24 protein-coding genes and 3 pseudogenes are annotated in these 25928 nt (G+C 57.7%); 18 read left to right on the top strand and 9 right to left on the bottom strand.

What is annotated here, in order from left to right; translation table 11 throughout:
* Positions 1 to 87: 87 nt before the first annotated feature.
* Positions 88 to 834, bottom strand: coding sequence for a LytR/AlgR family response regulator transcription factor (locus ACW9IN_RS05335; RefSeq protein ID WP_457364885.1), 747 nt, complete (start codon positions 832 to 834; stop codon positions 88 to 90).
* Between the two features lie 504 nt (positions 835 to 1338).
* Here ACW9IN_RS05335 and argH point away from each other — a divergent pair.
* On the top strand, positions 1339 to 2733 hold the full coding sequence (gene argH, locus ACW9IN_RS05330; protein WP_457364884.1) for an argininosuccinate lyase: 1395 nt from the start codon (positions 1339 to 1341) through the stop codon (positions 2731 to 2733).
* 110 nt (positions 2734 to 2843) lie between these two features.
* Here argH and ACW9IN_RS05325 read toward each other — a convergent pair whose 3' ends face one another.
* On the bottom strand, positions 2844 to 3503 hold the full coding sequence (locus ACW9IN_RS05325) for a glutathione S-transferase family protein (protein WP_457364883.1): 660 nt from the start codon (positions 3501 to 3503) through the stop codon (positions 2844 to 2846).
* Between the two features lie 125 nt (positions 3504 to 3628).
* Here ACW9IN_RS05325 and ACW9IN_RS05320 point away from each other — a divergent pair, with 125 nt between their 5' ends.
* The 3 genes from ACW9IN_RS05320 (at position 3629) to ACW9IN_RS05310 (ending at position 7268) form a co-directional block, all read left to right on the top strand.
* Entirely contained in the window at positions 3629 to 3913 is a 285-nt protein-coding gene (locus tag ACW9IN_RS05320; RefSeq protein WP_457364882.1) for a hypothetical protein, read from the top strand.
* A 95-nt stretch (positions 3914 to 4008) separates the two neighbouring features.
* Positions 4009 to 4260, top strand: a complete 252-nt coding sequence (locus ACW9IN_RS05315; protein ID WP_457364881.1) for a TIGR02647 family protein — start codon at positions 4009 to 4011, stop codon at positions 4258 to 4260.
* A 167-nt stretch (positions 4261 to 4427) separates the two neighbouring features.
* Positions 4428 to 7268 (top strand): class I adenylate cyclase, encoded by a 2841-nt coding sequence (locus tag ACW9IN_RS05310; RefSeq protein WP_457364880.1) that lies wholly within the window; start codon positions 4428 to 4430, stop codon positions 7266 to 7268.
* On the opposite strand, the gene rnk is transcribed toward ACW9IN_RS05310, so the two are convergent.
* The 3 genes from rnk to cyaY all read right to left on the bottom strand — a co-directional run bounded on the left by rnk (position 7265) and on the right by cyaY (position 8378).
* Positions 7265 to 7678: a nucleoside diphosphate kinase regulator gene (rnk, locus tag ACW9IN_RS05305; RefSeq protein ID WP_457364879.1), complete on the bottom strand. Its 414-nt coding sequence runs from the start codon at positions 7676 to 7678 to the stop codon at positions 7265 to 7267. The genes ACW9IN_RS05310 and rnk overlap by 4 nt on opposite strands.
* A gap of 131 nt (positions 7679 to 7809) precedes the next feature.
* The gene (locus tag ACW9IN_RS05300; protein WP_457364878.1) at positions 7810 to 8028 is read right to left on the bottom strand and encodes a DUF1289 domain-containing protein; all 219 of its coding nucleotides are present in this window, start codon (positions 8026 to 8028) and stop codon (positions 7810 to 7812) included.
* Positions 8029 to 8030: 2 nt separating this feature from the next.
* Positions 8031 to 8378 carry an iron donor protein CyaY gene (gene cyaY / locus ACW9IN_RS05295; RefSeq protein ID WP_457364877.1) on the bottom strand — a complete coding sequence of 116 codons (348 nt, stop codon included), beginning with the start codon at positions 8376 to 8378 and terminating at the stop codon, positions 8031 to 8033.
* Between the two features lie 238 nt (positions 8379 to 8616).
* Between cyaY and lptM the strand changes: the two genes are divergently transcribed.
* The 6 genes from lptM to ACW9IN_RS05265 are packed head-to-tail and all read left to right on the top strand — an operon-like array spanning position 8617 to position 13208.
* On the top strand, positions 8617 to 8787 hold the full coding sequence (lptM, locus tag ACW9IN_RS05290; protein ID WP_457364876.1) for an LPS translocon maturation chaperone LptM: 171 nt from the start codon (positions 8617 to 8619) through the stop codon (positions 8785 to 8787).
* A 9-nt stretch (positions 8788 to 8796) separates the two neighbouring features.
* Positions 8797 to 10044, top strand: a complete 1248-nt coding sequence (gene lysA, locus ACW9IN_RS05285; protein ID WP_457364875.1) for a diaminopimelate decarboxylase — start codon at positions 8797 to 8799, stop codon at positions 10042 to 10044.
* 3 nt (positions 10045 to 10047) lie between these two features.
* Positions 10048 to 10878 (top strand): diaminopimelate epimerase, encoded by an 831-nt coding sequence (gene dapF / locus ACW9IN_RS05280; protein WP_457364874.1) that lies wholly within the window; start codon positions 10048 to 10050, stop codon positions 10876 to 10878.
* 13 nt (positions 10879 to 10891) lie between these two features.
* Positions 10892 to 11608, top strand: a complete 717-nt coding sequence (locus ACW9IN_RS05275; RefSeq protein WP_457364873.1) for a DUF484 family protein — start codon at positions 10892 to 10894, stop codon at positions 11606 to 11608.
* A 2-nt stretch (positions 11609 to 11610) separates the two neighbouring features.
* The gene (gene xerC, locus ACW9IN_RS05270; RefSeq protein ID WP_457364872.1) at positions 11611 to 12510 is read left to right on the top strand and encodes a tyrosine recombinase XerC; all 900 of its coding nucleotides are present in this window, start codon (positions 11611 to 11613) and stop codon (positions 12508 to 12510) included.
* Positions 12507 to 13208 carry an HAD family hydrolase gene (locus tag ACW9IN_RS05265; RefSeq protein ID WP_457364871.1) on the top strand — a complete coding sequence of 234 codons (702 nt, stop codon included), beginning with the start codon at positions 12507 to 12509 and terminating at the stop codon, positions 13206 to 13208. Before xerC ends, ACW9IN_RS05265 begins: the two co-directional genes overlap by 4 nt.
* Before the next feature lie 95 nt (positions 13209 to 13303).
* Here the strand turns inward: ACW9IN_RS05265 and sutA are convergent, their stop codons facing one another.
* From sutA to glnK, 4 genes are all read right to left on the bottom strand, one after another.
* Positions 13304 to 13630: a transcriptional regulator SutA gene (gene sutA, locus ACW9IN_RS05260; RefSeq protein ID WP_457364870.1), complete on the bottom strand. Its 327-nt coding sequence runs from the start codon at positions 13628 to 13630 to the stop codon at positions 13304 to 13306.
* A 103-nt stretch (positions 13631 to 13733) separates the two neighbouring features.
* Entirely contained in the window at positions 13734 to 14159 is a 426-nt protein-coding gene (locus ACW9IN_RS05255) for a secondary thiamine-phosphate synthase enzyme YjbQ (protein WP_457364869.1), read from the bottom strand.
* A 211-nt stretch (positions 14160 to 14370) separates the two neighbouring features.
* Positions 14371 to 15708 (bottom strand): ammonium transporter, encoded by a 1338-nt coding sequence (locus ACW9IN_RS05250; protein ID WP_457364868.1) that lies wholly within the window; start codon positions 15706 to 15708, stop codon positions 14371 to 14373.
* Positions 15709 to 15742: 34 nt separating this feature from the next.
* Positions 15743 to 16081: a P-II family nitrogen regulator gene (gene glnK, locus ACW9IN_RS05245; protein WP_002555808.1), complete on the bottom strand. Its 339-nt coding sequence runs from the start codon at positions 16079 to 16081 to the stop codon at positions 15743 to 15745.
* 422 nt (positions 16082 to 16503) lie between these two features.
* Between glnK and ACW9IN_RS05240 the strand changes: the two genes are divergently transcribed.
* From ACW9IN_RS05240 to ACW9IN_RS05205, 8 genes and pseudogenes are all read left to right on the top strand, one after another.
* The gene (locus ACW9IN_RS05240; RefSeq protein WP_457364867.1) at positions 16504 to 16767 is read left to right on the top strand and encodes an accessory factor UbiK family protein; all 264 of its coding nucleotides are present in this window, start codon (positions 16504 to 16506) and stop codon (positions 16765 to 16767) included.
* A gap of 241 nt (positions 16768 to 17008) precedes the next feature.
* A pseudogene (locus ACW9IN_RS05235) lies at positions 17009 to 17950 on the top strand (YifB family Mg chelatase-like AAA ATPase); the annotation flags it as partial.
* A gap of 411 nt (positions 17951 to 18361) precedes the next feature.
* Entirely contained in the window at positions 18362 to 19246 is an 885-nt protein-coding gene (locus ACW9IN_RS05230) for a DUF7946 domain-containing protein (protein ID WP_457364866.1), read from the top strand.
* A 266-nt stretch (positions 19247 to 19512) separates the two neighbouring features.
* A complete protein-coding gene (locus ACW9IN_RS05225) occupies positions 19513 to 19908 on the top strand; it encodes a hypothetical protein (RefSeq protein WP_457364865.1) in 396 nt (131 codons plus the stop codon).
* Positions 19909 to 20500: 592 nt separating this feature from the next.
* Positions 20501 to 21155 (top strand): annotated as a pseudogene (locus ACW9IN_RS05220) (SIR2 family NAD-dependent protein deacylase); the annotation flags it as partial.
* Positions 21156 to 21308: 153 nt separating this feature from the next.
* Complete coding sequence (locus ACW9IN_RS05215; RefSeq protein ID WP_457364864.1) at positions 21309 to 23366, top strand: hypothetical protein; 2058 nt, start codon at positions 21309 to 21311, stop codon at positions 23364 to 23366.
* A gap of 199 nt (positions 23367 to 23565) precedes the next feature.
* Positions 23566 to 23697, top strand: a pseudogene (locus tag ACW9IN_RS05210) (ATP-binding protein); the annotation flags it as partial.
* A gap of 138 nt (positions 23698 to 23835) precedes the next feature.
* The gene (locus tag ACW9IN_RS05205; protein ID WP_457364863.1) at positions 23836 to 25869 is read left to right on the top strand and encodes a hypothetical protein; all 2034 of its coding nucleotides are present in this window, start codon (positions 23836 to 23838) and stop codon (positions 25867 to 25869) included.
* Positions 25870 to 25928: the final 59 nt, after the last annotated feature.

Genomic DNA, 25928 nt, shown 5'->3' with positions numbered 1-25928 from the left:
ACGCTTTGATTTGAATCAGCAAGTGCGGGGCCTCCCTGGCCACGTCGCACCGGGATAGGAAATGCAGGCGCCGCCACAGCCCTTGGGCTAAAGCTGCTGCATCATTTTGCGCACACCGGCGACATGCCGTCGGCTGACGATCAGCGCATCACCGTTAAGCCCTTTCAGGAACAACTGAAAATGCCCCAATGGCGTGCGTTGCAGGCGCTCGATACGCTCGCGAGCCACCAGTGCATTGCGGTGAATACGCACGAAACGGTCGCCGAACTCGTCTTCAAGGGCCTTGAGCGGCTCGTCGAGCAGCACCTCACCCGCCTCATGGCGCAGAGTGACGTACTTGTGATCGGCAATGAAATAAACCACTTGGCTCAAGGGGATCAGCTCGATGCCTTTGCGCGTGCGTGCGCTGATATGGCTGCGCGGTCCGTTGCCACTTTGGGCAGCGGGTTGAGTCAGGGCGGCGAGCTGGACCCGGGTCGGGCGCTCGGCTTTTTTCAAGGCCTTGAGCAATGCATCGCCAGCCACCGGCTTGGTGAGGAAGCTCACACCACTGGCTTCCAGCGTCTCTGTCGAGAACTCTTCGCTGGCTGCGCAAAACAGCACGGCGGGCGGCGACTCTCGCTCACTCAGGCGAGCAGCGACTTGCAGGCCATCGAGGCCCGGCATGCGGATATCGAGCAACACCACGTCCGGCTTGAGACTGTCGATCAGTGTCAACGCCTCTTCGCCGTTGGTGGCGCTCGGTTCAAGGACTGTATAACCCTCGAGCTCACTGACCAGACGGCTCAGTCGCTCGCGGGCTTGGGGTTCGTCATCAACGATCAGGACATTCATATTGCGCTGGATTCCTGCGTGAGTCTCGCACAAGGGTAGCGTAGACAGGTGCGGTGACTTACGTCACAGCGATCCACGCTAAGACTAGCGCGAGCGGCAAAAAGTGCCCCGAGAGTGGCACCCATATTTACCCGGACCTGTTCAATAACGCCCAAGACCCGCAGCCTTCGCGCGTTGTCGTAGGGTTTGCTGATACACAATCCGAATACCCCCCTTTTTTAATGGATAGTCTGGGCTCTGACCGCATCACCCGACTTTGGTGCATTCACACACTATCAGTCCAACTGTAGACGCTCGCTGAGACGATATTGCTCAATCGTCAAATATCGTTTCAATAAGGCCTGTCTCCAGTCTCGTCCCGGATGCGATCGGCGGCAAGGCACTTCGCCATCCTTTGCGCAAATAAAAATGCCGACGACCCGCAGCACCGCGCGCCCGGGCAACCCTGTTATGATCGCCGCCACACTTTCACGCCTCCTTAATAAGCAGATCACGAGCGAATCCATGAGCACCGACAAGACCAACCAGTCCTGGGGCGGCCGCTTCAGTGAACCCGTCGACGCCTTCGTCGCCCGCTTCACCGCCTCCGTCACCTTCGACCAACGCCTGTACCGCCACGACATCATGGGCTCCATCGCCCACGCGACGATGCTGGCCAAGGTCGGCGTGTTGTCCGACGCCGAGCGCGACAGCATCATCGACGGCCTGAAAACCATTCAGGGCGAGATCGAAGCCGGCACGTTCGACTGGCGTATCGACCTGGAAGACGTGCACATGAACATCGAGGCCCGCCTCACCGACCGTATCGGTGTGACCGGCAAGAAACTGCACACCGGCCGCAGCCGTAACGACCAGGTGGCCACCGATATCCGCCTGTGGCTGCGTGACGAAATCGACCTGATCCTGGGCGAAATCACCCGCCTGCAAAAAGGCCTGCTGGAGCAGGCCGAGCGTGAGTCGGACACCATCATGCCCGGCTTCACCCACTTGCAGACCGCGCAACCCGTGACTTTCGGCCACCACTTGCTGGCCTGGTTCGAAATGCTCAGCCGTGACTACGAGCGCCTGGTGGATTGCCGCAAGCGCGCCAACCGCATGCCGCTGGGCAGCGCCGCACTGGCCGGCACCACTTACCCGATCGACCGCGAATACACCGCACAACTGCTGGGCTTCGACGCCGTGGGCGGCAACTCCCTGGACGGCGTCTCGGACCGTGACTTCGCCATCGAATTCTGCGCCGCGGCCAGCATCGCGATGATGCACCTGTCGCGCTTCTCCGAAGAGCTGGTGCTGTGGACCAGCGCGCAGTTCCAGTTCATCGACCTGCCGGACCGCTTCTGCACCGGCAGCTCGATCATGCCGCAAAAGAAAAACCCTGACGTGCCCGAACTGGTACGGGGCAAGAGCGGTCGCGTGTTCGGCGCCTTGATGGGCCTGCTGACCCTGATGAAAGGCCAACCCCTGGCTTACAACAAAGACAACCAGGAAGACAAGGAACCGCTGTTCGACGCCGCCGACACATTGCGCGACTCGCTGCGCGCGTTTGCCGACATGATCCCGGCGATCAAGCCCAAGCACGCGATCATGCGCGAAGCGGCGCTGCGCGGGTTCTCCACCGCCACTGACCTGGCGGACTACCTGGTGCGCCGTGGCCTGCCATTCCGTGATTGCCACGAAATCGTCGGTCACGCGGTGAAATATGGCGTAGACACCGGCAAGGACTTGGCGGAAATGAGCCTGGAAGAACTGCGTCAATTCAGTGACCAGATCGAGCAGGACGTGTTTGCCGTGCTGACCCTGGAAGGCTCGGTCAATGCCCGCAACCATGTGGGCGGTACCGCACCGGCGCAGGTCAAGGCCGCCGTAGCACGCGGCCAGGCCCTGCTCGCCAGCCGCTAAAAGCATCGCAGGCAAGCCAGCTCCCACAGGATACCGAGTACTTCCAGACAACTCGGTCAAAGGTGGGAACCGGGCTTGCCCGCGATAGCTGTCCCCCAGGCGCCGAGAATCTACTTCTTCGCCGCAATCATCGCCATAAATGCTGGCATCGCCGCCTCCCTGTCCGCTGCCACCTTCTGCGCGTTGGGCATTGCATGCAACCGTTCCAGCAACGCCTTGGCCGCCGGCAGTTCAGCCAACAGGTCCAGACCAAACAGTTTCTCGCCGACCCCACAGGCAAGGTTCACGCTGTACATGAAATACAGATCGGCAATGGTGAGGCTTTCGCCTGCCACATAGGGCGCGAACTTGCCGTGCCGCCCCAACGAAGCGACCCCCAGCAACAACTCGGCCCTGGATTTCTCCTTGATCGCCTCGGGTACCGGCATGCCAAAAAACGCTTCGGCAAAACAGGCGCGGGCAGGTAACTCTATGTACAACTCGATCTCCCGGCACAGCGCCAGTACTTGGGCACGCTGAAACGGCTCAGCCGGTAACAGGGAAGGCCCTTCCTGGGTTTGCTCGAGGTATTCCAGAATCACGCTGGTTTCGTTGATGAAACCCTGTTTGACGCCCAGCACCGGCACCTTGCCTCGCGGGCTGACTGCCAGTACTTCCGGGGTCTGGCCAGCATAAAAGGGCACTTCTTCGAAAGGCAGCCCTTTCTCCAGCAGCGCCAGTTTGACCATGTTGTAGTAGTTGCTGACCGAGAATCCGTAGAGCTTGAGCATTGCAGGTGCCTCCAGGCCGGGTAGGGGTTGGCTGCAAGAGTTATAGATCCGAAGCGCCCACCTGACCAGCAGCATCACCCGCCTGAATGGGCGTAGACTGGCGGCCTTTCCTTGAGGAGCCTGCCATGAGCGAGCCAACCGATATCGACAACGACGAAGAAGAATTCGCCGAGACCACCCTGATCCAGGCCATCGAGAATCAGATCGAAAGCGACAACCCGCCCGCCGCCAAGGCCACCTTCAACAAGTTGACGCTGGTCGGCTATGAACGCGACGACATCCTGAATCTCATGGCCCATGTGCTGGCCGTGGAAATCGACAAGATGCTGGGAGAGGACCGTGCATTCGATACCGAATGGTATGAAACAGCATTGCGGGCGCTGCCCGAGCTGCCGCCGGAAAACCCATAATCCCGACCCACAGCAACCCACTGGACAGTTCGGCAAAGTGCGTTCACCTTATGGCCTGCTAGCCTCTAATAAATCTTAGAAAGTCTGGAGTCCTTATGTCGTATACCCCTGAGTTGGTTGCCGAACTGGAAATCCTTGCACTCTTCAACCTGGACAGCTCCCAGGAAGGCTTGAAAGTCCATAAAACTGCCGCCCCCACGGTCATCTCCGCAGCCAAGCGCCTCTTTGAAAAAGAACTGACCACCCAGCCCGACGGCGGTTATCTGACCAGCCTCGGCCGTGACGCTGCCGAACACGCCCAAGGTTTGCTGACGATTCTGAGCAAAGCCAAAAAAGAAGCCGCCTGACACCGGATACCGCCCATGGAGCCCGCGTGATGCGGACTCCGAGGGCGTTGCCGTGCCAGACACAAAATTCTGACGCCAAAAACCATTTCCCTCTAAACCTCCTACGCTTCTGACTGTAAACTCCTACACGGCTGCCCATGTCGGGCCCTGCGTGCCCCGAGTTCCACATGACCCGCTCCCATGAAATCCGCCCCGACCTGGACGAAGGCATCGACCGCAAGGTGCTGGCCCAGTTGCGCGCGCGCTTCATGGCCCTCAACGAAGGGCGCATGGCCCGTGCCGTCGAGGGACTGACACCGCGACAGCAAAGCGTGCTGAACCTGCTGCCGCTGTTCTTCCACGTCAACCACCCGCTGCTGCCCGGCTACGTGTCGGGCAGTACGCCGGCAGGCCTGTCGAATTTCGAACCCGAAGCCCAGGCCCTGGCCGAAGCACAACGCCTGACCCGCTCGTTCTCCTACAAGCCGCGTCACGGCAACCCGCCCCGGCCCATCCACGGCCTGTTCCTGATGGGCAGCCTGGGCACCTTGGCCCAGGCTGATCAAAGCGACATGGACGTCTGGGTGTGCCATGCCCCGGACCTGAGCGAGGGTGAACTGGCCGAGCTGCGCAAAAAATGCCAGTTGCTGGAAACCTGGGCCCTGACCATGGGCGCCGAGGCGCATTTCTTTTTGATCGAGCCGACGCGTTTCGTCCTCGGCGAGCGCGACACGCAGCTGAGCTCCGATGACTGCGGCACCACCCAGCATTACTTGCTGCTGGACGAGTTCTACCGCACCGCTATCTGGCTGGCAGGACGCACGCCGATCTGGTGGCTGGTGCCGGTGTATGAAGAAACCCGCTACGCCGAATTCACCCACACGCTGATCTCCAAGCGCTTCATCCGCGCCGACGAAACTCTCGACCTGGGCCACTTGGCGCACATCCCGCCGGGCGAATTCATCGGCGCCGGGCTCTGGCAGCTGTTCAAGGGCATCGAGTCGCCCTACAAATCGGTGCTCAAGCTGCTGCTGACCGAGGTCTACGCCAGCGAACACCCGAACGTGCAGTGCCTGAGCCTGCGCTTCAAGCGCGCGGTGTTCGCCAACCAGATGGACCTCGATGAGCTGGACCCGTACATCGTGGTCTACCGGCGCATCGAGGAATACCTCAAGGCGCGCAACGAGCCCGAACGCCTGGAACTGGTGCGACGCAGCCTGTACCTGAAGGTCAACCGCAAGCTCAGCGCCGGCCAACGCACCACCAGTTGGCAGCGCTTGTTGCTGGAGCGGCTGGCCCACGAATGGGGTTGGGACCAGCGCCAGCTGACGCTGCTCGACAGTCGCAGCCAGTGGAAAGTGCGCCAGGTCGCTTCCGAGCGTCGCGCGCTGGTCAACGAGCTGAACTACAGCTACCGCTTTCTTACCCAGTTCGCCCGCACCGAACAGACCGTCAGCCTGATCAACAAGCGCGACCTCAATGTACTGGGCCGCCGCTTGTACGCCGCGTTCGAGCGCAAGGCCGGCAAGGTCGAGTTCATCAACCCGGGCATCGCCCCGGACCTGGCCGAAGACACGCTGACCCTGGTGCAGTCGCCCAATCGCAAAGAGCCGGGCCAGCACCATTGGGGCCTGTACAACGGCAACCTCACCGCGCTGGAGTGGGAGCACTTTGCCCCGATCAAACGCAGCCGTGACCTGCTGGAAATGCTCACCTGGTGCCATCGCAACGGCGTGATCGACAGCAGCACCCGTCTGGCCCTGCACCCGGGCGTCAGCGACATGACCGAATTCGAGCTGTTCAACCTGCTGGGCAGCCTGCAACAGACTATCGCCCTGCCCCTGGCCAGCGTCGATGAAGAACGCCTGCTGCGCTCGGCGGTGCCCGAAGAAGTGCTGCTGCTGATCAATGTCGGCGTCGACCCGCTCAAGCATCATCGTGACCTGAACATCCTGATGACTACCGAGCGCACCGACTCCTTGAGCTACGCCGGGGTACGCGACAACCTGGTGCTGACCCTGGATCAGGTCACGATCAACAGTTGGAACGAAGTGATGGTCAGCCGCTACGACGGCCCCCACGCCTTGCTCGACTGCCTGCGTGATTATCTCAATCAGCTGCCGTCGGATCACTTGCCTCGCTTGCGAGTGCGTTGCTTCTGTCACAACCGTGCGCAGTTCATTGCCCAGCGCGTGGAGGAAATCTTCGATACCGCGCAAAACCTGTTGCTCGGTCAATCCAATCACCGTTATTTGCTGCAAGTACAACAGCACTATCACGTGATGGAATTGATGCCCGGCCAGGCCAACCACGTATCACTGCCGACCCAGGACGCGCTGATCGCTTATCTGAGCGAAGAACTGGCCAGTTACAGCCCGCTGCACCTGGACGCCATGGCCCTGGAAGACCACGACCTGGCGCTGCTGTTGCCCATGGGCCTGGCCGATTGCGTGCAGGTGTTCTACCGGGTGAATGAAGGGTTTGCCGAGTTGTACGTGCTGGATGAGTTCAACGCGCTCTGGCAACAACGCTTGCCATTTCATGATGAACAGAGCCTGCTGGCGCCGTTGCAGCGTTTTCTGCAATCGATCATCTATCGCCGGGACGCGCTGTCGCCGCTGGACCCGCAGGAACCACTGAGTGCGGTGCAGACGCTGTATTACCAACTGCTGCCATCGGGCAGCACCCGTGCGCGCGGTATCGAGCCTCGGCCCGCACCGCAGAACCCGGCCAATAAACCCTTTTATGATGTGCAGGCGATTATCGGCAAGGCCGCGCCGGGCCAAGTGGGGATCACGCTGTACTGCAATCAGCGGGAGTTTTCCGAGTTGGAGTTTGGCGACCAGCTGTTTGCCGTAGTCGCCCAGGAGATCGTCGGGCAGCGCCGCGAGACCGAGCGCTACCGCTGCTACATCACCGACCTGGACCTGTCAGGCCTGCTCGGTGATGTGCAAAGCCCGAGCAACCTGTACCTGCGCTACAAGGCCGAACTGGAGCTGTCGCTCAACGAAGCCTTGCGCCAGATCTAGAGCGGGAAGGCGCCGCCATCCTTGGGCTGACCTTCGACACTGAGCAATTCCAGCTTGAGGGTCTTGCCGCCCGGTGCAGGCCAGTCGATGTGCTGGCCCACTTGCAGGCCCAGCAACGCGCTGCCCACCGGGGCGAGGATCGAGATCTTGCCCTCGTCTGCGTTCGCATGCTTCGGGTAAACCAGGGTCAGGTGATAATCCTTTCCGCTGCCCTGCTCGCGGCAATGCACGCTGGAGTTCATGGTGACGACTCCCGCAGGCACTTCATCGTGACCAACCACGTCTTCGGCGCGGTCGAGTTCGGCTTGCAATGCCTCGACACCGGGAGAGTCGTCGCCCAGGCGGTCGATCAGTTGCTCCAGACGCTGCACGTCAAGACGGGTGAGAATGATGGACGGTGCGGTGGTCATGATTCAGGCAGACTCCTTTTTTCTGCACAAAAAAGCAAAACCCCGCCAGGAAAAGGCGGGGTTCTTACGGGCCTCGATGAGTTGAGGCGTACCCGGACACTACCACAGCGTCACAAATAAACAAGACGACCTCAGGCGCGCGCCCTGCGCTGCTCGGCCTCGGCGCAGATCACACGCCGCCGGGCATCGTCGGCAGAGCGCCATTCACGGATGTCTTCGACGTGGCGAAAGCAACCGAGGCAGACTTTCTGCTCATCCAGGCGACACAAACTGATACAAGGTGACGGTACCGCCGGGCTGACATTACTGAACAGCGGCTTGGGCGGACGGGCGGGTGAAGGCTGGGTCACGGTCAGATCTCGTCCTGCCCCAACTCATCAAAGTCCAGCACTTCGCCGGTGTATTCCTGGACCAGGCGCGCGAGCATTTCTCCCAACAGTTCCTCACTCTTGTCGCACTGCCATTTGCCGCTTTCTTCGTCATAGTCAAAATGAACGCCACCGGAACGCGCTGCCAGCCACAGCTGACGCAAAGGTTCCTGGCGGCTGATGATCAATTGCTGACCGCTCTCGAACTTGACGGTCAGCACGCCCGCCGAGTTTTCCAGATCCACATCCAGGCCGCTGTCGTCGAAAATATCTTCCAGCGCCTGCTGGGTCGAATCCACCAGGTCGTGAAAACGGGCTTCGGTCAAACTCATTGTGGCAACCTCGAAAATGTCTGGTTTTGCTCAAGCGCCGCACGATACGGACGCGCCCCGCCGATTGCAAAGGATACCGAGTTCATCGCCAACGACGGTATGAAATATCCTCAGTCAGCGTAGCCCGCATCCCTACTCTCTCGGCAAAGCCCCGCCGGACGGGTATTCCGGCGCATAGGCAAGCTGGCGGGTGGTCGGTATACTCGGGCGCAATTAATGCATATTCAAGGATTTCGCCATGAAGCGCCTGATCTCTTCCCTTGCTGCGCTCCTCGCGGTCGCTTGCCTTGTGACTGCCTGCGGCCAGAAAGGCCCGCTGTACCTGCCGGATGACAGCAAAGACCCGAATGAGCAGGCCCAATCGTCGCAAAAGCCAGCCAAAGCGCATAAGCACGACACCTACGAATAAGGGATCCCCATGGACGCTTTTAACTACCGGGACGGCGAGCTGTTCGCGGAAGGCGTGGCGTTGTCCGCGATTGCCCAGCGCTTTGGCACCCCGACCTACGTGTACTCCCGTGCGCACATCGAAGCCCAGTACCGCAGCTATGCCGATGCACTGGAAGGCACCCCGAGCCTGGTGTGCTATGCGGTCAAGGCCAACTCCAACCTCGGTGTACTGAATGTCCTGGCCCGTCTCGGTGCCGGTTTCGACATCGTCTCCCGTGGCGAACTGGAGCGCGTACTGGCAGCGGGCGGCAAGGCTGACCGGATCGTGTTCTCCGGTGTCGGCAAGAGCCGCGAAGACATGCGCCGCGCCCTCGAAGTGGGCGTGCACTGCTTCAACATCGAATCCACCGACGAGCTGGAACGCCTGCAGGTCGTGGCCGCCGAAATGGGCGTTCGCGCGCCGATTTCCCTGCGCGTCAACCCGGACGTCGACGCGGGCACCCACCCGTACATTTCCACCGGCCTCAAAGAGAACAAGTTCGGCATCGCCATTGCCGACGCCGAAGACGTCTACATCCGCGCGGCCCAACTGCCGAACCTGGAAGTGCTGGGCGTCGACTGCCATATCGGTTCGCAACTGACCAGCCTGGCTCCGTTCCTGGATGCACTCGACCGTCTGCTGGCGCTGATCGATCGCCTCGGCGAATGCGGCATCTACCTGCACCACATCGACCTCGGTGGCGGTGTGGGCGTGCGTTACAGCGATGAAGAGCCGCCATTGGTCGCCGATTACATCAAGGCCGTGCGCGAGCGCATCGAAGGTCGCGACCTGGCGCTGCTGTTCGAACCAGGGCGCTACATCGTTGCCAACGCCGGCGTACTGCTGACCCAGGTCGAGTATCTCAAGCATACCGAGCATAAGGATTTCGCCATCGTCGACGCGGCGATGAACGACCTGATCCGCCCGGCGCTGTACCAGGCCTGGATGAATGTCACCGCGGTGACGCCTCGCGACAGCGAAGCACGCGCCTATGACATCGTCGGCCCCATCTGCGAGACCGGTGACTTCCTGGCCAAGGATCGTCAGCTGGCCCTGGAGGAAGGCGACCTGCTGGCCGTGCATTCGGCCGGTGCCTACGGGTTTGTCATGAGTTCCAACTACAACACCCGCGGACGTACCGCCGAGGTGCTGGTGGACGGTGATCAAGCGTTCGAAGTGCGTCGCCGCGAGACGGTAGCCGAGTTGTATGCTGGCGAAAGCCTGCTGCCGGAGTAAGCCATGCTGCTGCGTTTTACCAAGATGCACGGGCTGGGCAATGACTTCATGGTCCTCGACCTGGTCAGCCAGCACGCGCATATCCTGCCCAAGCACGCCAAACAGTGGGGCGACCGTCACACCGGCATTGGTTTCGACCAGTTGCTGATCGTCGAGGCGCCGAGCAACCCGGAGGTGGATTTCCGTTACCGGATCTTCAACTCCGACGGCTCCGAAGTGGAACAGTGCGGCAACGGTGCGCGCTGCTTTGCGCGTTTCGTGCTGGACAAACGCCTGACCGCCAAGCGGCAGATCCGTGTCGAGACCAAGAGCGGCGTAATCGAACTGGACATCCGCAGCGATGGCCAGATCAGCGTCGACATGGGCGCGCCGCGCCTGGTGCCGGCGGACATTCCGTTCCAGGCCACCGAGCAAGCGGTCAGCTATCCCCTGGACGTGGAAGGCAAGACCGTCGACATCGCCGCCGTGTCCATGGGCAACCCCCATGCCGTACTGCGGGTCAACGACATCAATAACGCGCCGGTACATGAGCTGGGGCCGAAGATCGAACATCACCCGCGCTTTCCCGCCCGGGTCAATGTGGGCTTCCTGCAGGTGATCGACCGCTCCCGTGCGCAACTGCGCGTGTGGGAACGTGGCGCCGGTGAAACCCAGGCCTGCGGCACCGGCGCCTGCGCCGCTGCCGTGGCCGCGATCAGCCAGGGCTGGATGGATTCGCCCCTGCTGATCGACCTGCCCGGCGGACGCTTGTCCATCGAATGGGCAGGCCCTGGCCACCCGGTCAAAATGACCGGCCCGGCCTCGCGCGTCTACGAAGGACAGGTCCGTCTATGAGTGAGTCAAGCCAATGACCGATAAGCCTCAAGTACCCGCCCAAGCATCCCCGAGCGAAAGTCTGGAGGCCGCTGCCGTAGCGGCATACCTTGAGGCTCATCCGGACTTCTTCGTCGAACACGAAGAACTGTTGCCGGCCCTGCGCATTCCCCATCAGCGGGGCGATACGGTGTCGCTGGTGGAGCGGCAAATGAAGATCCTGCGCGAGCGCAATATCGAGATGCGCCATCGACTCTCACAGTTGATGGACGTGGCCCGCGACAACGACCGTCTTTTCGACAAGACCCGCCGCCTGATTCTGACGCTGATGGATGCCACCAGCCTGGAAGAAACCGTGATCGCCGTGGAGGACAGCCTGCGTCAGGACTTTCAGGTGCCCTTTGTCAGCCTGATCCTGTTCAGCGACAACCCGATGCCGGTGGGCCGCTGGGTCAGCGGCGGTGAGGCACAGACCGCCATCGGCGGCCTGCTGTCCGAGGGCAAGACCATCAGTGGCACCCTGCGCGAGCATGAGCTGGATTTCCTGTTTGGTGTCGAACAGCGCAAACAGATCGGCTCCACCGCCGTAGTCGCCCTCAGCCATCAAGGCCTGCATGGCGTGCTGGCCATCGCCAGCCGGGACCCTGCGCACTACAAAAGCTCGGTAGGCACGCTGTTCCTGACCTACATCGCCGAGGTGCTGGGCCGCGTACTGCCGCGCTTCACCACTGCTCTGCGCGCGGTGCGCTAGCCATGGAACGGCAACTGGATGCTTATTGCGCACACCTGCGCAACGAGCGCCAAGTGTCGCCCCACACCCTCGACGCGTACCGGCGGGACTTGAACAAGGTCCTGGCCTACTGCGAAAAACAGCGAATCACCAGTTGGAAGGCTCTGGATATCCAGAGCCTGCGCAGCCTCATCGCTCGCCTGCACCAGGCCGGCCAGTCTTCGCGCAGCCTGTCGCGCCTGCTGTCGGCGGTGCGCGGGCTCTATCACTACCTGAACCGTGAAGGCCTGTGCGACCACGACCCGGCCAACGGTCTGTCGCCGCCCAAAGGTGAGCGGCGCCTGCCCAAGACCCTCGATACCGATCGCACCCTGCAACTGCTCGACGGCGCGGTAGAGGACGACTTCCTGGCCCATCGCGACCAGGCCATCCTCGAACTGTTCTACTCCTCGGGCCTGCGCCTGTCCGAACTGACCAGCCTGAATCTCGACCAGTTGGACCTGGCGGACGGCCTGGTTCAGGTGCTTGGCAAAGGCAGCAAGACCCGCGTGCTGCCAGTGGGCCGCAAGGCCCGGGAGGCCTTGCAGCTCTGGCTACCCCTGCGCGCCCTGGCCAACCCCGCAGACGACGCCGTGTTTATCAGCCAACAAGGCCGACGCCTGGGGCCCCGGGCCATCCAGGTGCGAGTCAAGGCCGCCGGCGAACGCGAACTGGGGCAGAACCTGCACCCGCATATGCTGCGGCATTCCTTTGCCAGCCATATGCTCGAGTCGTCCCAGGACCTGCGCGCCGTGCAGGAACTGCTCGGCCACTCCGACATCAAAACCACGCAGATCTACACCCACCTGGATTTCCAGCACCTGGCAACGGTCTACGACAGCGCCCATCCACGGGCCAAACGCATCAAGGACGGCGACTCATGAGTATCAAGCTGATCACCTTCGACCTGGACGACACCCTCTGGGATAACGTACCCGTCATCATCAGCGCCGAAGCGTCGATGCGCCAATGGCTCGCGACCCACGCTTCCAACGTGGGCGACCTGCCCCTGGAGCATTTCGCCAGCCTTCGCCAACAAGTACTGCAACGCCACCCCGAGCTGAAATACCGCATCAGCGTCCTGCGTCACCGAGTGTTGATGCTGGCTTTTGAAGAAGCCGGTTATCCACAGCCCCAGGCTACGGAAATGGCGGATGTCTGCTTTGAGGCGTTCATTCATGCGCGCCATCAACTCACCCCTTTCCCGGAAGCCGAGCCAATGCTCCAGGCGCTGCGCCAGCACTTCCTGCTGGGGGTCATCACCAATGGCAATGCCGACGTGCAGCGCGTCGGGCTGGCGGACTACTTTCACTTTGCCCTGCGCGCCGAAGACATTGGCATCGCCAAGCCGGATGCACGACTGTTTCAGGAAGCGTTGCAACGCGGGGGCGTGGATGCCAACCAGGCGGTGCATATTGGTGACCACCCGGGTGATGACATCGCCGGGGCACAACAGGCGGGGCTTCGGGCGGTGTGGTTCAACCCCAACGGCAAGATTTGGGAAGCAGACAAACGCCCCGACGCCGAGATTCGTTGCCTGACGGAGCTACCACCTTTGCTTCGCAGATGGAGTCAACACTAAACCCTGTGGGATTGCTACTCTCCATCAACATTTGTTCCAGGCATGAAAAAGCCCGCAGCGACGGCGGGCTTTTTCTTACAAGCAGGTGACAGACCTCAGATAGGTCGGCTGCCGTACTTGTTATCAGGCTTCTTGGGTGGGTCTGCCACCACATTGGCCTCGACTTCCTGCACTTTGCCGCCTTTGGCGAGGAATTCTTCCATCGCACGGGCCAACGCATCGCGCTCTTTGTTCTTGGCTTCAACGCTCGGCAGTTCGTCTACCGATACAGCTGCCTTGGCTTTGCCTTTGGCCGCCGGAACCGGTGCGTCATCACCAACGTCGTCATCGGCAACGTCTTCCGCCGCCGCTTCAAGACCTTCTTCGGTGTCGTCTTCGTCACCTACTTCGAGTTCGTCGTTTTCCAGATCATCGTCGCTCATGTTCTACCTCATGACTTGCGAAAAGCAGATTAGTTATAGCCCAGCTTCACCCACTGTCGAAGGCTGCCGAGAAAAAATCAACATCCACAGGATTTCCCGTGGCTTATGCCCCATCACCGTGCAACGTGGCGAGGACTTTACGAGCACCACCATGATCACGGTGCTCGCCCAGATAAACACCTTGCCAAGTCCCCATCGCCAAGCGGCCGGCCCTGACCGGCAAACTCAGCTGGCAGCCCAGGAGACTGGCCTTGAAGTGCGCCGGCAGATCGTCCGGACCTTCGTCGTTGTGTTCGAACCCACTGAGGCCTTGCGGCACCAGCGAATTGAAAAAACGTTCGAAGTCACGGCGAACCGCCGGATCGGCATTCTCGTTGACGGTCAACGAGGCCGAGGTGTGCTGCAGCCACAGGTGCAACAGGCCCACACGGCACGCCTTCAATTCAGGCAGGCCGGCCAGCAACTCATCGGTCACCAGGTGAAAGCCCCGGGGCTTTGCCCGCAGGGTAATCAGGGTCTGTTGCCACATACAGTTCTCCGCCCATCGGCGCGCATTCTAGCGCGCTCTGGGAAAAAACAAAGTGCCGAATACGCCCACATGCCTGTAAGACATTCGCACACTGAAAAGTGCCATGCACAGCCCATCACAAACATTGCGCAAAAACCGTTACAGCACGTTGTGAATGACAAACGCCAGACAAAAAAATGCCCGGCAAGCCGGGCATCTTTTTTCCGCGTACTTACAAGTTGTAGCCGCGTTCGTTGTGTTGCGCCAGATCGAGGCCCACGGCCTCTTCTTCTTCGGTCACCCGCAGCCCCATCACTACATCCAGCACCTTGAGGATGATGAACGTCACGATAGCGGTGTAGATGACGGTAAAGCCCACACCCTTGGCCTGGATCCAGACTTGTGCAGCCACGTCAGTTACGGTGCCGAAGCCGCCCAGTGCAGGGGCTGCGAACACGCCGGTGAGGATCGCGCCGACGATACCACCAATACCGTGTACGCCGAACGCGTCCAGGGAGTCGTCGTAGCCCAGCTTGCGTTTCAGGGTGGTGGCGCAGAAGAAGCAGATCACACCGGCAACCAGGCCGATTACCAGGGCGCCCATCGGGCCGACAGTGCCGGCGGCCGGAGTAATTGCCACCAGGCCGGCCACCACACCCGAGGCGATGCCCAGTGCGCTTGGCTTGCCGTGGGTGATCCATTCGGCAAACATCCAGCCCAGCGCGGCGGCAGCGGTAGCGATCTGGGTGACCAGCATCGCCATACCGGCGGTGCCGTTGGCGGCGGCGGCGGAACCGGCGTTGAAACCGAACCAGCCGATCCACAGCATGGCTGCGCCGATCAGGGTGTAACCCAGATTGTGAGGTGCCATCGGCGTAGTCGGGAAACCTTTGCGCTTACCGAGCACCAGGCACGCTACCAGACCGGCAATACCGGCATTGATATGCACCACGGTGCCGCCTGCGAAGTCCAGCACGCCCCAGTCACCGAGCAGCGAGCCAGGACCGCCCCAGACCATGTGGGCAATCGGTGCGTAGACCAGAGTGAACCACACGCCCATGAAGATCAGCATCGCGGAGAACTTCATGCGCTCGGCGAAGGCACCCACGATCAGCGCAGGGGTGATGATGGCGAAGGTCATCTGGAAGGTAACGAACACCGCCTCTGGGAACAGCGCCGCAGGGCCGGTAATGCTCGCTGGGGTCACACCCGACAGGAACAGCTTGGACAGGCCGCCGACAAACGAATTGAAGTTGACGACGCCGGCTTCCATCCCGGTGGCATCGAACGCCATGCTGTAGCCGTAGACGAACCACAGGATGGTGATCAGACCGGTGATGGCGAAGCACTGCATCATCACGGAAAGAATGTTTTTGGAGCGAACCATGCCGCCGTAGAACAGCGCCAGGCCCGGGATGGTCATGAACAGCACCAGCGCAGTGGATGTGAGCATCCATGCGGTGTCGCCGGAATTGAGGACTGGAGCAGCCACTTCGTCTGCCGCCATGGCCAGGCTTGGCATTACGATGGACAACAGGGCGCCTAGCCCTGCGAATTTACGCAGAGTCATATTGTTTTCTCCTGGGGCTTGGGGGTTTGGCGGCTTAGATTGCGTCGGTATCGGTTTCGCCGGTACGGATGCGAATAGCCTGTTCCAGATTGACCACGAAGATCTTGCCGTCACCGATCTTGCCGGTGTTGGCGGCCTTGGTTATCGCCTCGATAACCCGGTCAAGATCCTTGTCGTCAATGGCGACATCAATCTTCACCTTTGGCAGGAAATCGACCACGTATTCCGCGCCGCGATACAGCTCGGTGTGACCCTTCTGCCGACCGAAGCCTTTGACCTCAGTAACGGTAATGCCCTGCACGCCGATTTCGGACAACGACTCGCGTACATCGTCCAACTTGAACGGCTTGATGATGGCAGTGACTAGCTTCATGAAAACTCTCTCCCGAATTGGTGGACTTGCCCCAGGAAAACAAACCCGTCTCAAGTCTAAGCGCAGTGCCTGGCTTTGTAACGCGTCGTCGCCTCGGCATTTACCGTTGCGACGCCAGCGAACCACTGGTGACGAAACCTGTACCCCTGATCCGTCGGCGCACTGCATTCGTCACAGCGACTGCATCAGTGCATGGGTCATGATCGTCTAAGCAGAAACCTTGCCAGCTCCGTAAAAACCACTGAAATCAGTCCTTTGCCCACTTATGCCCACCTGCGGGGCTTTTTTGTCGCGCCATTGCGCACGAAAACGGTGCGACCGCGCCCGGCCCCATGCGCGAAAAGCGTGCGCTCACGGTCGCGAAAAAGACTATAGACGCTGCGTGATACACTGCCGGCCAACAGTTTTCCGGAATGTTTCCCATGCTCGCGCCCAAAGACCTCCTCGACGCCCTGAGCGGCCATGCCTCTCGCTTGTTCAGCGGCGACACCCCGCTGCCCCGCAACGAAATCGAAAGCCAGTTCAAGGCACTGCTGCAAAGCGGCTTCAGCAAGCTCGACCTGGTCAGCCGGGAAGAGTTCGATAGCCAGATGGTGGTGCTGGCCCGTACACGTGCACGGCTGGAGAGCCTGGAGGCGAAGGTGGCAGAGCTGGAAGCACGGCTGACACCGCCCTCTGCTGACTGAACGCGGTTCCTGTAGGAGCTGGCTTGTCGGATCACCGCACCGCTGCGATACAGCCGACTCGGTATTTCAGTTGCGCCGAGGCGATGCTATCGCCGCGGTGCGGCGATCCGACAGGCCAGCGCCCACATAAAGCGGCGTGGGTTACTCTGGATACGTTCTGTAAAACCTCCCCACCTCGCTCTCTCCCACCTCGTCTACCCTTGGAAAACCGCAGGAAGCGGCCTCCTTTCAAGGAACAAGCATGTCTCTCGCAATCGTCCACAGCCGCGCCCAAATTGGCGTCGAAGCCCCCGCCGTCACTGTCGAAGTGCATATGGCCAATGGGCTGCCGTCCCTGACGCTGGTGGGGCTGCCGGAAACCGCCGTCAAGGAAAGCAAGGACCGCGTGCGCAGTGCCATCCTCAACAGCGCGCTGCAATACCCCGCCCGCCGCATCACCCTCAATCTCGCGCCTGCCGACCTGCCCAAGGACGGCGGGCGTTTTGATTTGGCGATTGCGTTGGGGATCCTCGCCGCCAGCGTTCAGGTGCCATCGTTGATGCTCGACGATGTGGAATGCCTGGGGGAACTGGCGCTGTCCGGCGAGGTGCGTGCGGTGAAAGGTGTATTGCCCGCCGCGTTGGCGGCACGCAAGGCCGGGCGCACCGTGATCGTGCCCAGGGCTAATGCCGAGGAAGCCTGTCTGGCTTCGGGGTTGAAGGTGATTGCGGTGGACCACTTGCTGCAAGTGGTGGCGCACCTCAATGGACAGGTACCGATCGAGCCGTTCAAGTCCGATGGCTTGCGGCTGTTGAGCAGGCCCTATCCCGACTTGAGCGAGGTCCAGGGCCAGCTCGCCGCCAAGCGCGCGTTGTTGATCGCGGCGGCAGGCGCACACAACCTGTTGTTCAGCGGCCCGCCCGGCACCGGCAAGACCCTGCTCGCCAGCCGCCTGCCCGGGCTGCTGCCACCGCTGAGCGAGCAAGAGGCGCTTGAAGTGGCGGCGATTCAATCGGTGGTCAGCCTGGCGCCGCTAAGCCACTGGCCGCACCGGCCTTTTCGCCAGCCACACCACTCTGCATCCGGGCCCGCGTTGGTGGGCGGCGGTTCGAAACCGCAGCCTGGAGAAATCACTCTGGCCCACCATGGCGTGTTGTTTCTCGACGAGCTACCGGAGTTTGATCGCAAGGTACACGAGAGGTTATCCCTGGACAGTCCTAAAACCACACGATCAACATTAATATCATAATTCACAATGGATTTTTTCAGGACTGGTTCTAGGCTACCAAAGGTAGGGCACTCCTAGATTTCGGGTCGGTGACAGGGCAATCGGCGTATCACCGCGATATCGGAACGCGGTCACGGTTGGCCAATCAAGCTCAGACCAGTAGCAGTGGTTCAGAAACCGACTTGACTCAGAGGAATGGAGACGAGGCGAAACAAGCGTTGTGAGCAAAAAATCTTAAAGAAAAAAGGATTCAGGGGTTAGGATTGGCGCGCTTCGTTTGCACGACGATTGTAGCGGTGGTTTTTTGGGCTTTTAAAAAGCGTCAAAAACTCATCAGAGATTTCAAAAAATTCGAACTTCCACTACCCAAGAGCCCCGAGTCAGTCGATGAGCAATCAGCCCAAGGACGAAAAAGTTGAAACGATTTTTACAATTTCCTACGACGCTGCGGGCGATTTAGCCAATCACACGATTGATGCCAAATCACTTGGTAATGCGATCCTGGGGATGGATGATCTCATCAAGGCCGCCGCGAAGATTGTTAGCAATGGCTCGTCTGAGGCTAGCTTGAAAGTCCTTGCGCCAGCCCAAGAAGGCTCGCTCGAAGTCGTGTTTGCAATTTTTGCAGATCCTATGACTACAAAGGCCATTATGACTGGCGTGGGTTTCGTCACTACGGGGATTGCAGCCGGCGCAGCCACTGCCATCGCAGTGATCGAAAAGCTAAAAGACCGCAAGATCGACAAATACTCCCTTGACGTTGCCACTCAGATCGCCACTCTGGAAGTTGAAGGCGAAAAAATTGAGCTGCCCCAAAGGATCGCTCAATTGGTTACTGACAAAACGGTGCGAACGGCATTGCACAAGGTAATCAAAGCCCCGGTGGAAAATATCGACGGCGCTCGGGTTAAAATCTTGGGCGAAAATGATAAAGTTGAGGTGGAAATTCCATCTGAAAAAATCAAGCTTTTTGAGCCTATCAAGGTTGGCTCGCTTGAAGAAATTGAAGTCAACACCAATCAAGTCGTAGTCAAGTTTATCACCTTGAATTTCAAGGGGAAATCTGGCTGGCGCATTCAAACTCGAGAAGGGTTCGAATGCAGCGTGGGTATTGAAGATGACGCCTTCATGCAGAAAGTGACAGCCAACGAAGAGGCTTTCCAAAAGGACAAGCTTTACACCGTTGAACTTGAGCACGAACAGATTAGAAACCCTGGAAAGACCAGAAATAATTACACGATCAAAAGAGTTGTTAACGAGCTCGCGCCCTAAGAGGCTTGGATTATGTGGACTACCCGGGATATATCTGAGGTAATACTGTTGGGGTTGCTTATTCTGAGCTCCCCTCTTATATATATTTTCGTTAAAAAACTGGTCAGTTATATATTGAACAGGTATATCCCTCGTGACGCACTCATTGAATACAAGGAGGGCGGCGTCGTTGTGAGCTCTTATTACATCAAGCGGCGACTATTCAAGGAGTGTGAATTCTATAAGCTTGATAATGATTTTGTGATTCACAAAGAGGGGAGCTCGACATGAAGGAAAGTATGCAGTTCGCCTCGATAACGGGCATCGTCAATACCGTCGTCTTGAACGTGTGTAACTGGATGTCGACGACACCAGAAGCTCACCAGCTCGCCTCCAATGTAGCCCAGGCATTGTCGCCTTTTGCCGCCCTGTGCGTGATGAAGCTCTATGCAAAGATTGATCATCCCCCTGCGCTCGTGCGAAAGGAGGCAGCGCTAGCAGCAGCGATAAAGTTTTGTAAAAAGCACTTGGATGATAAGCACGCCACTGAGGAGTTTAAGACCAAAACTCGTGCGCAGCTATCCGAGTTAATGTTGCAGCAGCAGAAAGTTCGCGTTGATTTTGAGCAGAGCAATACCTACAGTTCTAGCTTGCCACCTCAAGAAAAACCCTCTGTGGATTGATGCTGTGGCGCCGCGTCAAGTGGCGTAGGTATGAGAGCTGGGGGGAATAGACACCAGTAGTTCTCAATCGGCCTTAGCAGAAAGTATCAGATGATTCCGAATCGGCCACTTACAGTGGCGCGCCCTGTGCCGGCCAATGCCAGCCAATCTGCGCAGTGAGATTACCAAAACAGTCCAGCGCGACACCGCGGCTCAATAGGGGTACCACGCCGCTGGACATCCCAGTGTGTTGGCGTACGGACATCCACTGGAATCCCGCCATCGGCCATACCCAACAGCAGATCGCTGCTCCTGTGACATTGCGCAATAGATGCAACTATTGCGAAATAGATGCAACTGGCGAGACTGAATGCGAAACGACTGATCACCTTCGAAACCTAGTGATATAGCGGTGGCTCAGGCTTTACGGACTACAGATCAGTTTCTCACACGGGATTCCAGGCCAGAACTTAGTCTCGAGCCCGACGATGTCGACGGAAAATCCCCATGCCATCTACTTCGGAAATTTTTCCTTGAAACAGAGTTCGGAGGTTGAGTTGATGGATTAAGTCGTGCGAGTGAATCCCTGATAACGCGGTAACGGATCAGAACTATGGCATCTATTGAGCAAGCTTCTGCCCTGCTGCTGGCCGCCAGCGATGTTGTCTTCTTTACCGGCGCAGGTATTTCCGCCGAAAGCGGTATTCCTACCTACGGTGAGAAACTCACAGGAATTTGGGCAGGTCACGACCCACGAGATTTAGAGACAGCCAAAGCGTTCCGCGAGAATCCGGCGCTGGTATAGGGATGGTATCTGTGGCGAAGACAAAGGGTCGCCAACGCACAGCCCAATGCCGCACATCTCGCGATATCAAAACTAGTCCGATTCACCTGCGAGGTTTCTGTAGTCACTCAGAATATTGACGATCTGCATGAGCGCGCAGGATCTCCGCATGTTGTGCATCTACATGGGGATCTCTCACTCCCCAAATGCTTCGCGTGCAATGGGACTACCTGATCAGCCGGTTCTCCCCGACCAAGGAGCCCTGATCGAACCGATCAGGTGCCTGCGGTGCAATGGAAAAATGCGTCCAGCAGTAGTTTGGTATGGCGAAGACCTTCCTGCCCAGTCTTGGAAAACTGCAGTGCAGTTGGATAAAAACTGCGACGTTTTAATCTCTGTGGATACCTCAGGGGTTGTCATGCCTGCCGCGGGGCTTCCAGAGCTTGCGCTGGCTGCGGGCACCGACTTAGTAAATATTGGCATGTGCTCCTCAGATTTAAAATGCATCCGACTAAAATATTGGATTGGTGTGACGCTGACTTACTAGCAAAGTGGACCATGGGAAAAGCATTTAAAAGCAGATACTCATAACTGCCGGCCCGATTTATCATCAACGAATTTATTAGAAGACGAAATTATGGAAATCGAACAAAGCTTGAGAATATCGCATCACTTCCTGGATGGTGTTTTTCGTGATGCTCGTAGGGCAGTCTCCATTTCCAATGACGAGGCCAAACGAACAGTTCTAAAGTTGATAGAGCGCCAGCAAAACATGCCTACTGACCTCCGTCTAATGCCATGCTTTGCTCAATTCATTTTCGCTACCGAGGCGCTCTACGACGCTTATAAAAATTATGAACTGACTGAAATGGGGGACTGGATTGGCTGGGCACTTTCCGAAGATTTGGAGGACAGCCACACCATGGTCTTGCACGTTGGCAGAGTTATAGATTTTTACACATCTCCAACAATCGGAAGCTGGACAGGCTTCATGCCAACAATGGTCAAGTTTTTCGGCGCATTTTATTTTTATGCCCGAGAGCGGACAGCGATGAATAACATCGCGCAAGACCTTTGGTTCAGCGCAACGGAAAGTTTTGAGACAATAATGAGGATGCCTCCTGAGCAAATCGATCTTCCCGAGATTTTCCTTGGAGTCAATTTAGCGTGTTGGGCAGCAAAAGACGCACCGGAACTGGCTAAATCCTTCGTACCCAAGCTTGAATCTATTGCCGAAAACAATTCATTCCCTAATCAATTTCGCGCCCTGCTGTACACGGGTTTATCGACCACAGCCGGCGCGTATTCAAGTAAAGCTTCGTCGGACTGGGCGCGACGGGCACTTGCCGAATGTGACGATTCCCTAGACGCTGGGAATAAGATGCAACTGCTATCGACCGTCTATGCAGGTACTGCAGGAGGAGATCCTGCTTCCCTTCTCAGTCAGATAGACCTAGTCCAACGAAACTATAAATCCCGGTTGGAAGAGATTGCTTTTTTCAGAGATGCAGCCCTGCGAAGCGGAGCAATCCAGCCCTTCATCGTCAAAACCATGAATGCCCCAGATACTGTACTGACTCTCCAGGGGCTGCGATCCTGGTATCAGTTGCCGTCAGACGAATCCAGTATCACGGCAAAACACCTGTATCTTTCCGTACCCTTTGGAGAGCACGGTTACCTGTCAGTTCTGGGAACTGAAAAAGTATTCATTGAGCGGGATTCTCAGACGCTTCTCGAACACTTAGTGCATGCGAGCAATAAATTTCTGGGGGTGGCTAAGACCATCGCTTACGCTGATAATTCAGGGTTAAGAATACCGGATCGTATTGGACTACCCAATTATGGAGACTCCACTGATTACGAATCCGCAATGACGAAAGGTTATTGCCCGACTCCATACCTGTTCGAGTCGGAGCCTCTGTACCAGTTGATTATAGACACTGAGTGCAACCCGGTTCAGGCGACCCAGCTTAAAGAATGGGGGAGGACATGGCCGATTGCCTCATCATTTTCGATCCCCAAACCTGACAGGAAGTTGAAAAAAGTATTGATATGGTGCGGCGGAGGCAGCCTCACTGAGGGGCTTGAAGCTGACGCTATCAAACAAATTTTCGAACGAGCTGGAGCTACCGTAGAGGTCGTTTCCTTCGAAGATTCAGCACAACGAGACTTTACCACTGCCTATAAAGACGATGGTTATGACGTAATCTGGGTTGCATCTCATGGCACCTACGACCACTGGTCTCCCAAAACGGTGACTATGCACGTTGGAGAAGACAAGTTCGTTTCTTTAGAAGATCTTTGGAACAAGGCCCCAATCGGTGAAGAACGGCGGCTACTATTTTTGAACATCTGCGACGGCGCACGGTTTGAAGAAAGAGGATATATCCCCAAAATCGGACTGGCACCAGGCTTGGCCTGCGCCGACCAAGCGACAATCTCTCATCTATGGCCCGTGTTTGGATATCCAGCTGCCGCATTTGGGGCATACCTCGCATATTATATAGCAGATGGTGCTTCATTTTTTGACGCGTATAAGCTTGCGATACTTTCGGTCAGAAAAACAACATTCGATATAGCTGAGGATCTGACGTCCAAGATCGGTCACGAATTGGAACTCATCCAACAGCTTCGGCGTAAAGAAGAAGACTATTCATCGATCGATTTCTTTGGATCGCCCGCTTTTTATCAATAAACTCCTGAGGCTCATGCCTGGCATCTCCTAACGAGATAGGTGCAGAAAAAAAGGGGCATCTAGCCCCTCATCTCAGGCTACAAAGGATAGAACTTCACGGAGACAGAACAGGCTATCGCCCCCTGTGTCGTCGATAGGGCCCATCCCAAGTTGTCGACCGCAGTTGTGGCAGCCAACGAGGAATGGATCATTGCAGCAGGTGTTTACTGACCCGACCTTGGGCGATGCGATCCTCGAACGGCTGGTGCATAACGCTTATCGGATCGAGCTGAAGGGCGAATCGATGCGCAGGCGCGCAACGAAATTGAGGACGGCAGGGGCTTCAGACTAACAATGCAAACCTGCGTCGCTGCGCTCCGACTGCCTGTCCGAATGAGCGTGGAACGGGTGTCCGGATGTTGGTGGGCTGAGTGTCCGGATGGCGTGGAATCCGCAGCTAGCGACAGCAAAATCATTATCGAGATATGCCATGACCGATGAAAACGATGATCTTAAAGACATAATCCGTCAGCTGAACTTTAAAAAACTCAAAAAGATCCTTGATACGCTGCCGGCCACAGAGGAAGCCTTCATGCGGATCGCCCTCCTCTCGTACCACACCGATACTATCGTTCGTAGAAGGCCCGGCGAGGATGGAATCAAAAGGGACAAGTACTTGACAGAGCTTGGGCAGTATTACGCCGGGCGTGGTCTAGCTTCCGCGATTCCCTTCATCGATGAGGTGCGGGCAGAGCTTTTGAAAATCGACTATGGGTATGTGCAAATCCATTCTTTAGTCCCGCAAATGGCTTCCGCAAAGTTCACGCCTGAACAGAGAGTTTCAGGGGTGTTTAAAGCATTGGACGGAGTCATTCGCGGAACGCTGAAAGACGTCGACAAAAAAGCAGAAGCCAGCGCTGGGGTGATGGGGCCGGATCGCAACTTAACGGACGCAAACGGCAACGCTTACGATCCCAACGCTGTGCTTCACGGGCTATCGGTGGCCAGTGGAGATGTTCTGATGCTGGAGGCGTATACAAACAAATGGTTCGATGCTGAAGGTCGAATCGTCGTTCCTGAATTAGCACCGGCAACCGAAAGCGTGGTTGAAGCGGTAAGCGCGAATATAGCCAACGCTGGCACATGGCGACTGTGGAAAAATATCGATGAGCGAGTGCGGTATCTCGGTGGGAGTCTAGAGCAATTTTCTGACGAGCTTCCGGACTGGGCCGCGAAGCTCAAGACACGTTTTCCAGCAATCGACACTTATTTTGAATTCAAGCCAGAAGTCACAGCAGAGCAATTCGACATTTTGGCGAACGAGCGTTTCGACACGATCGCGTATCAAAATATTTTGAAGCTGTTCAGGGAGACGAATGCCGCCCAAAGGGTAGCTAAGACTCGGGACTACGTACCACTGCCTCCGCTGGGATTGGTGTCATTTGATGAAGCGATTTCCGCAATTTCGCTAAGCCATTTCACAAAAATCGACACCTTGAAAAGTACTGCTGGTGGCTTGCTCTTGTCGGAGAGACTGCGAGGGTACGCCGTCCTAAGGCTGCTCATTGTCGACCTGGAAAAAGAGCAGAACACCTATTTCCCGCGCGTGTCATTCGCACGTTTACTCGGTGAGCTCAAGCGTTGCGGACTCACAACGGAGGTTGCGACAACATTCATCAACAAGGCCACATTCGGTAAAGCAAGCAAAGACCTTTATGATCAGCCCCTCATCAAAACGGGCGAGGATCATTATTTCTTGTTTGGGTGCTCCTTGATCCTTGCAGACCTTACCAAGACGATGCTTTCTGCCTTGTCAATTGAGGGAGCGAGTTTCGAGGAAAAGGGTAAGGCGTTTGAACAAGCCACAATCGGCCTGCTGTGTGATCAGGGGTTCAAGGCGCGGACTCTTAAGGTCAGACGAGGCGAAAATAATGAGCACGAATTCGACTACGATGTCGCGTTCACATGGGACGACTACGTTTTCTTCATCGAGTGTAAAAATCGTGGCATTCCCATGGGCAATCCCATTCTCACCTACCGCTTCAACGAAGAGATGGGTGAGCATGTCAAGCAGGTTGAGCGCCTTCGCCAAGGATTGGTCGACTATCCTGACATTTTAACCAATGACTTCCCAGAAGCCGTGGGGAAGACACCAGTGTTCTGCATACTGAACGCCCTGCCTTACGCCATGGGCGAGCTTCAAGGCATCTACGTTATCGATGACTCAATCCTGAGCAGGTTCTTCAGCTCCCCTACCTTTGGGGTCACTATGGGTCGGCTGGACGGCAAAGGCCCCCAAGTCCGAGATGATCTCAAGCGCATATGGGCAGGGGCTTCTCCTGCCGTATCAGACTTTCTCAAATACATTTCTGACCCTCCGCAGCTCAAAATCGCTATCGAATATTATGAAGTCGCTGGACAGCTGCAGCAGCTTTCGCTGGATACCGCTGCGGTTGTCTATGACTTTAGAAGGAAGGATCTCGACAGCGACGTACTGACGGACCTGCTGAGAAAACCAAGCTAAGTCAAAATCAGCTCACGCGGCGAGTAGCGCCGAGCGCGTCGCTTGGGCTTGGGCTTGGC

It is taken from the genome of Pseudomonas sp. SDO5271_S396, from assembly GCF_054071795.1.
Note: the sequence above shows the minus strand (reverse complement) of the source record. Positions and strands in the feature narration are given on the sequence as shown.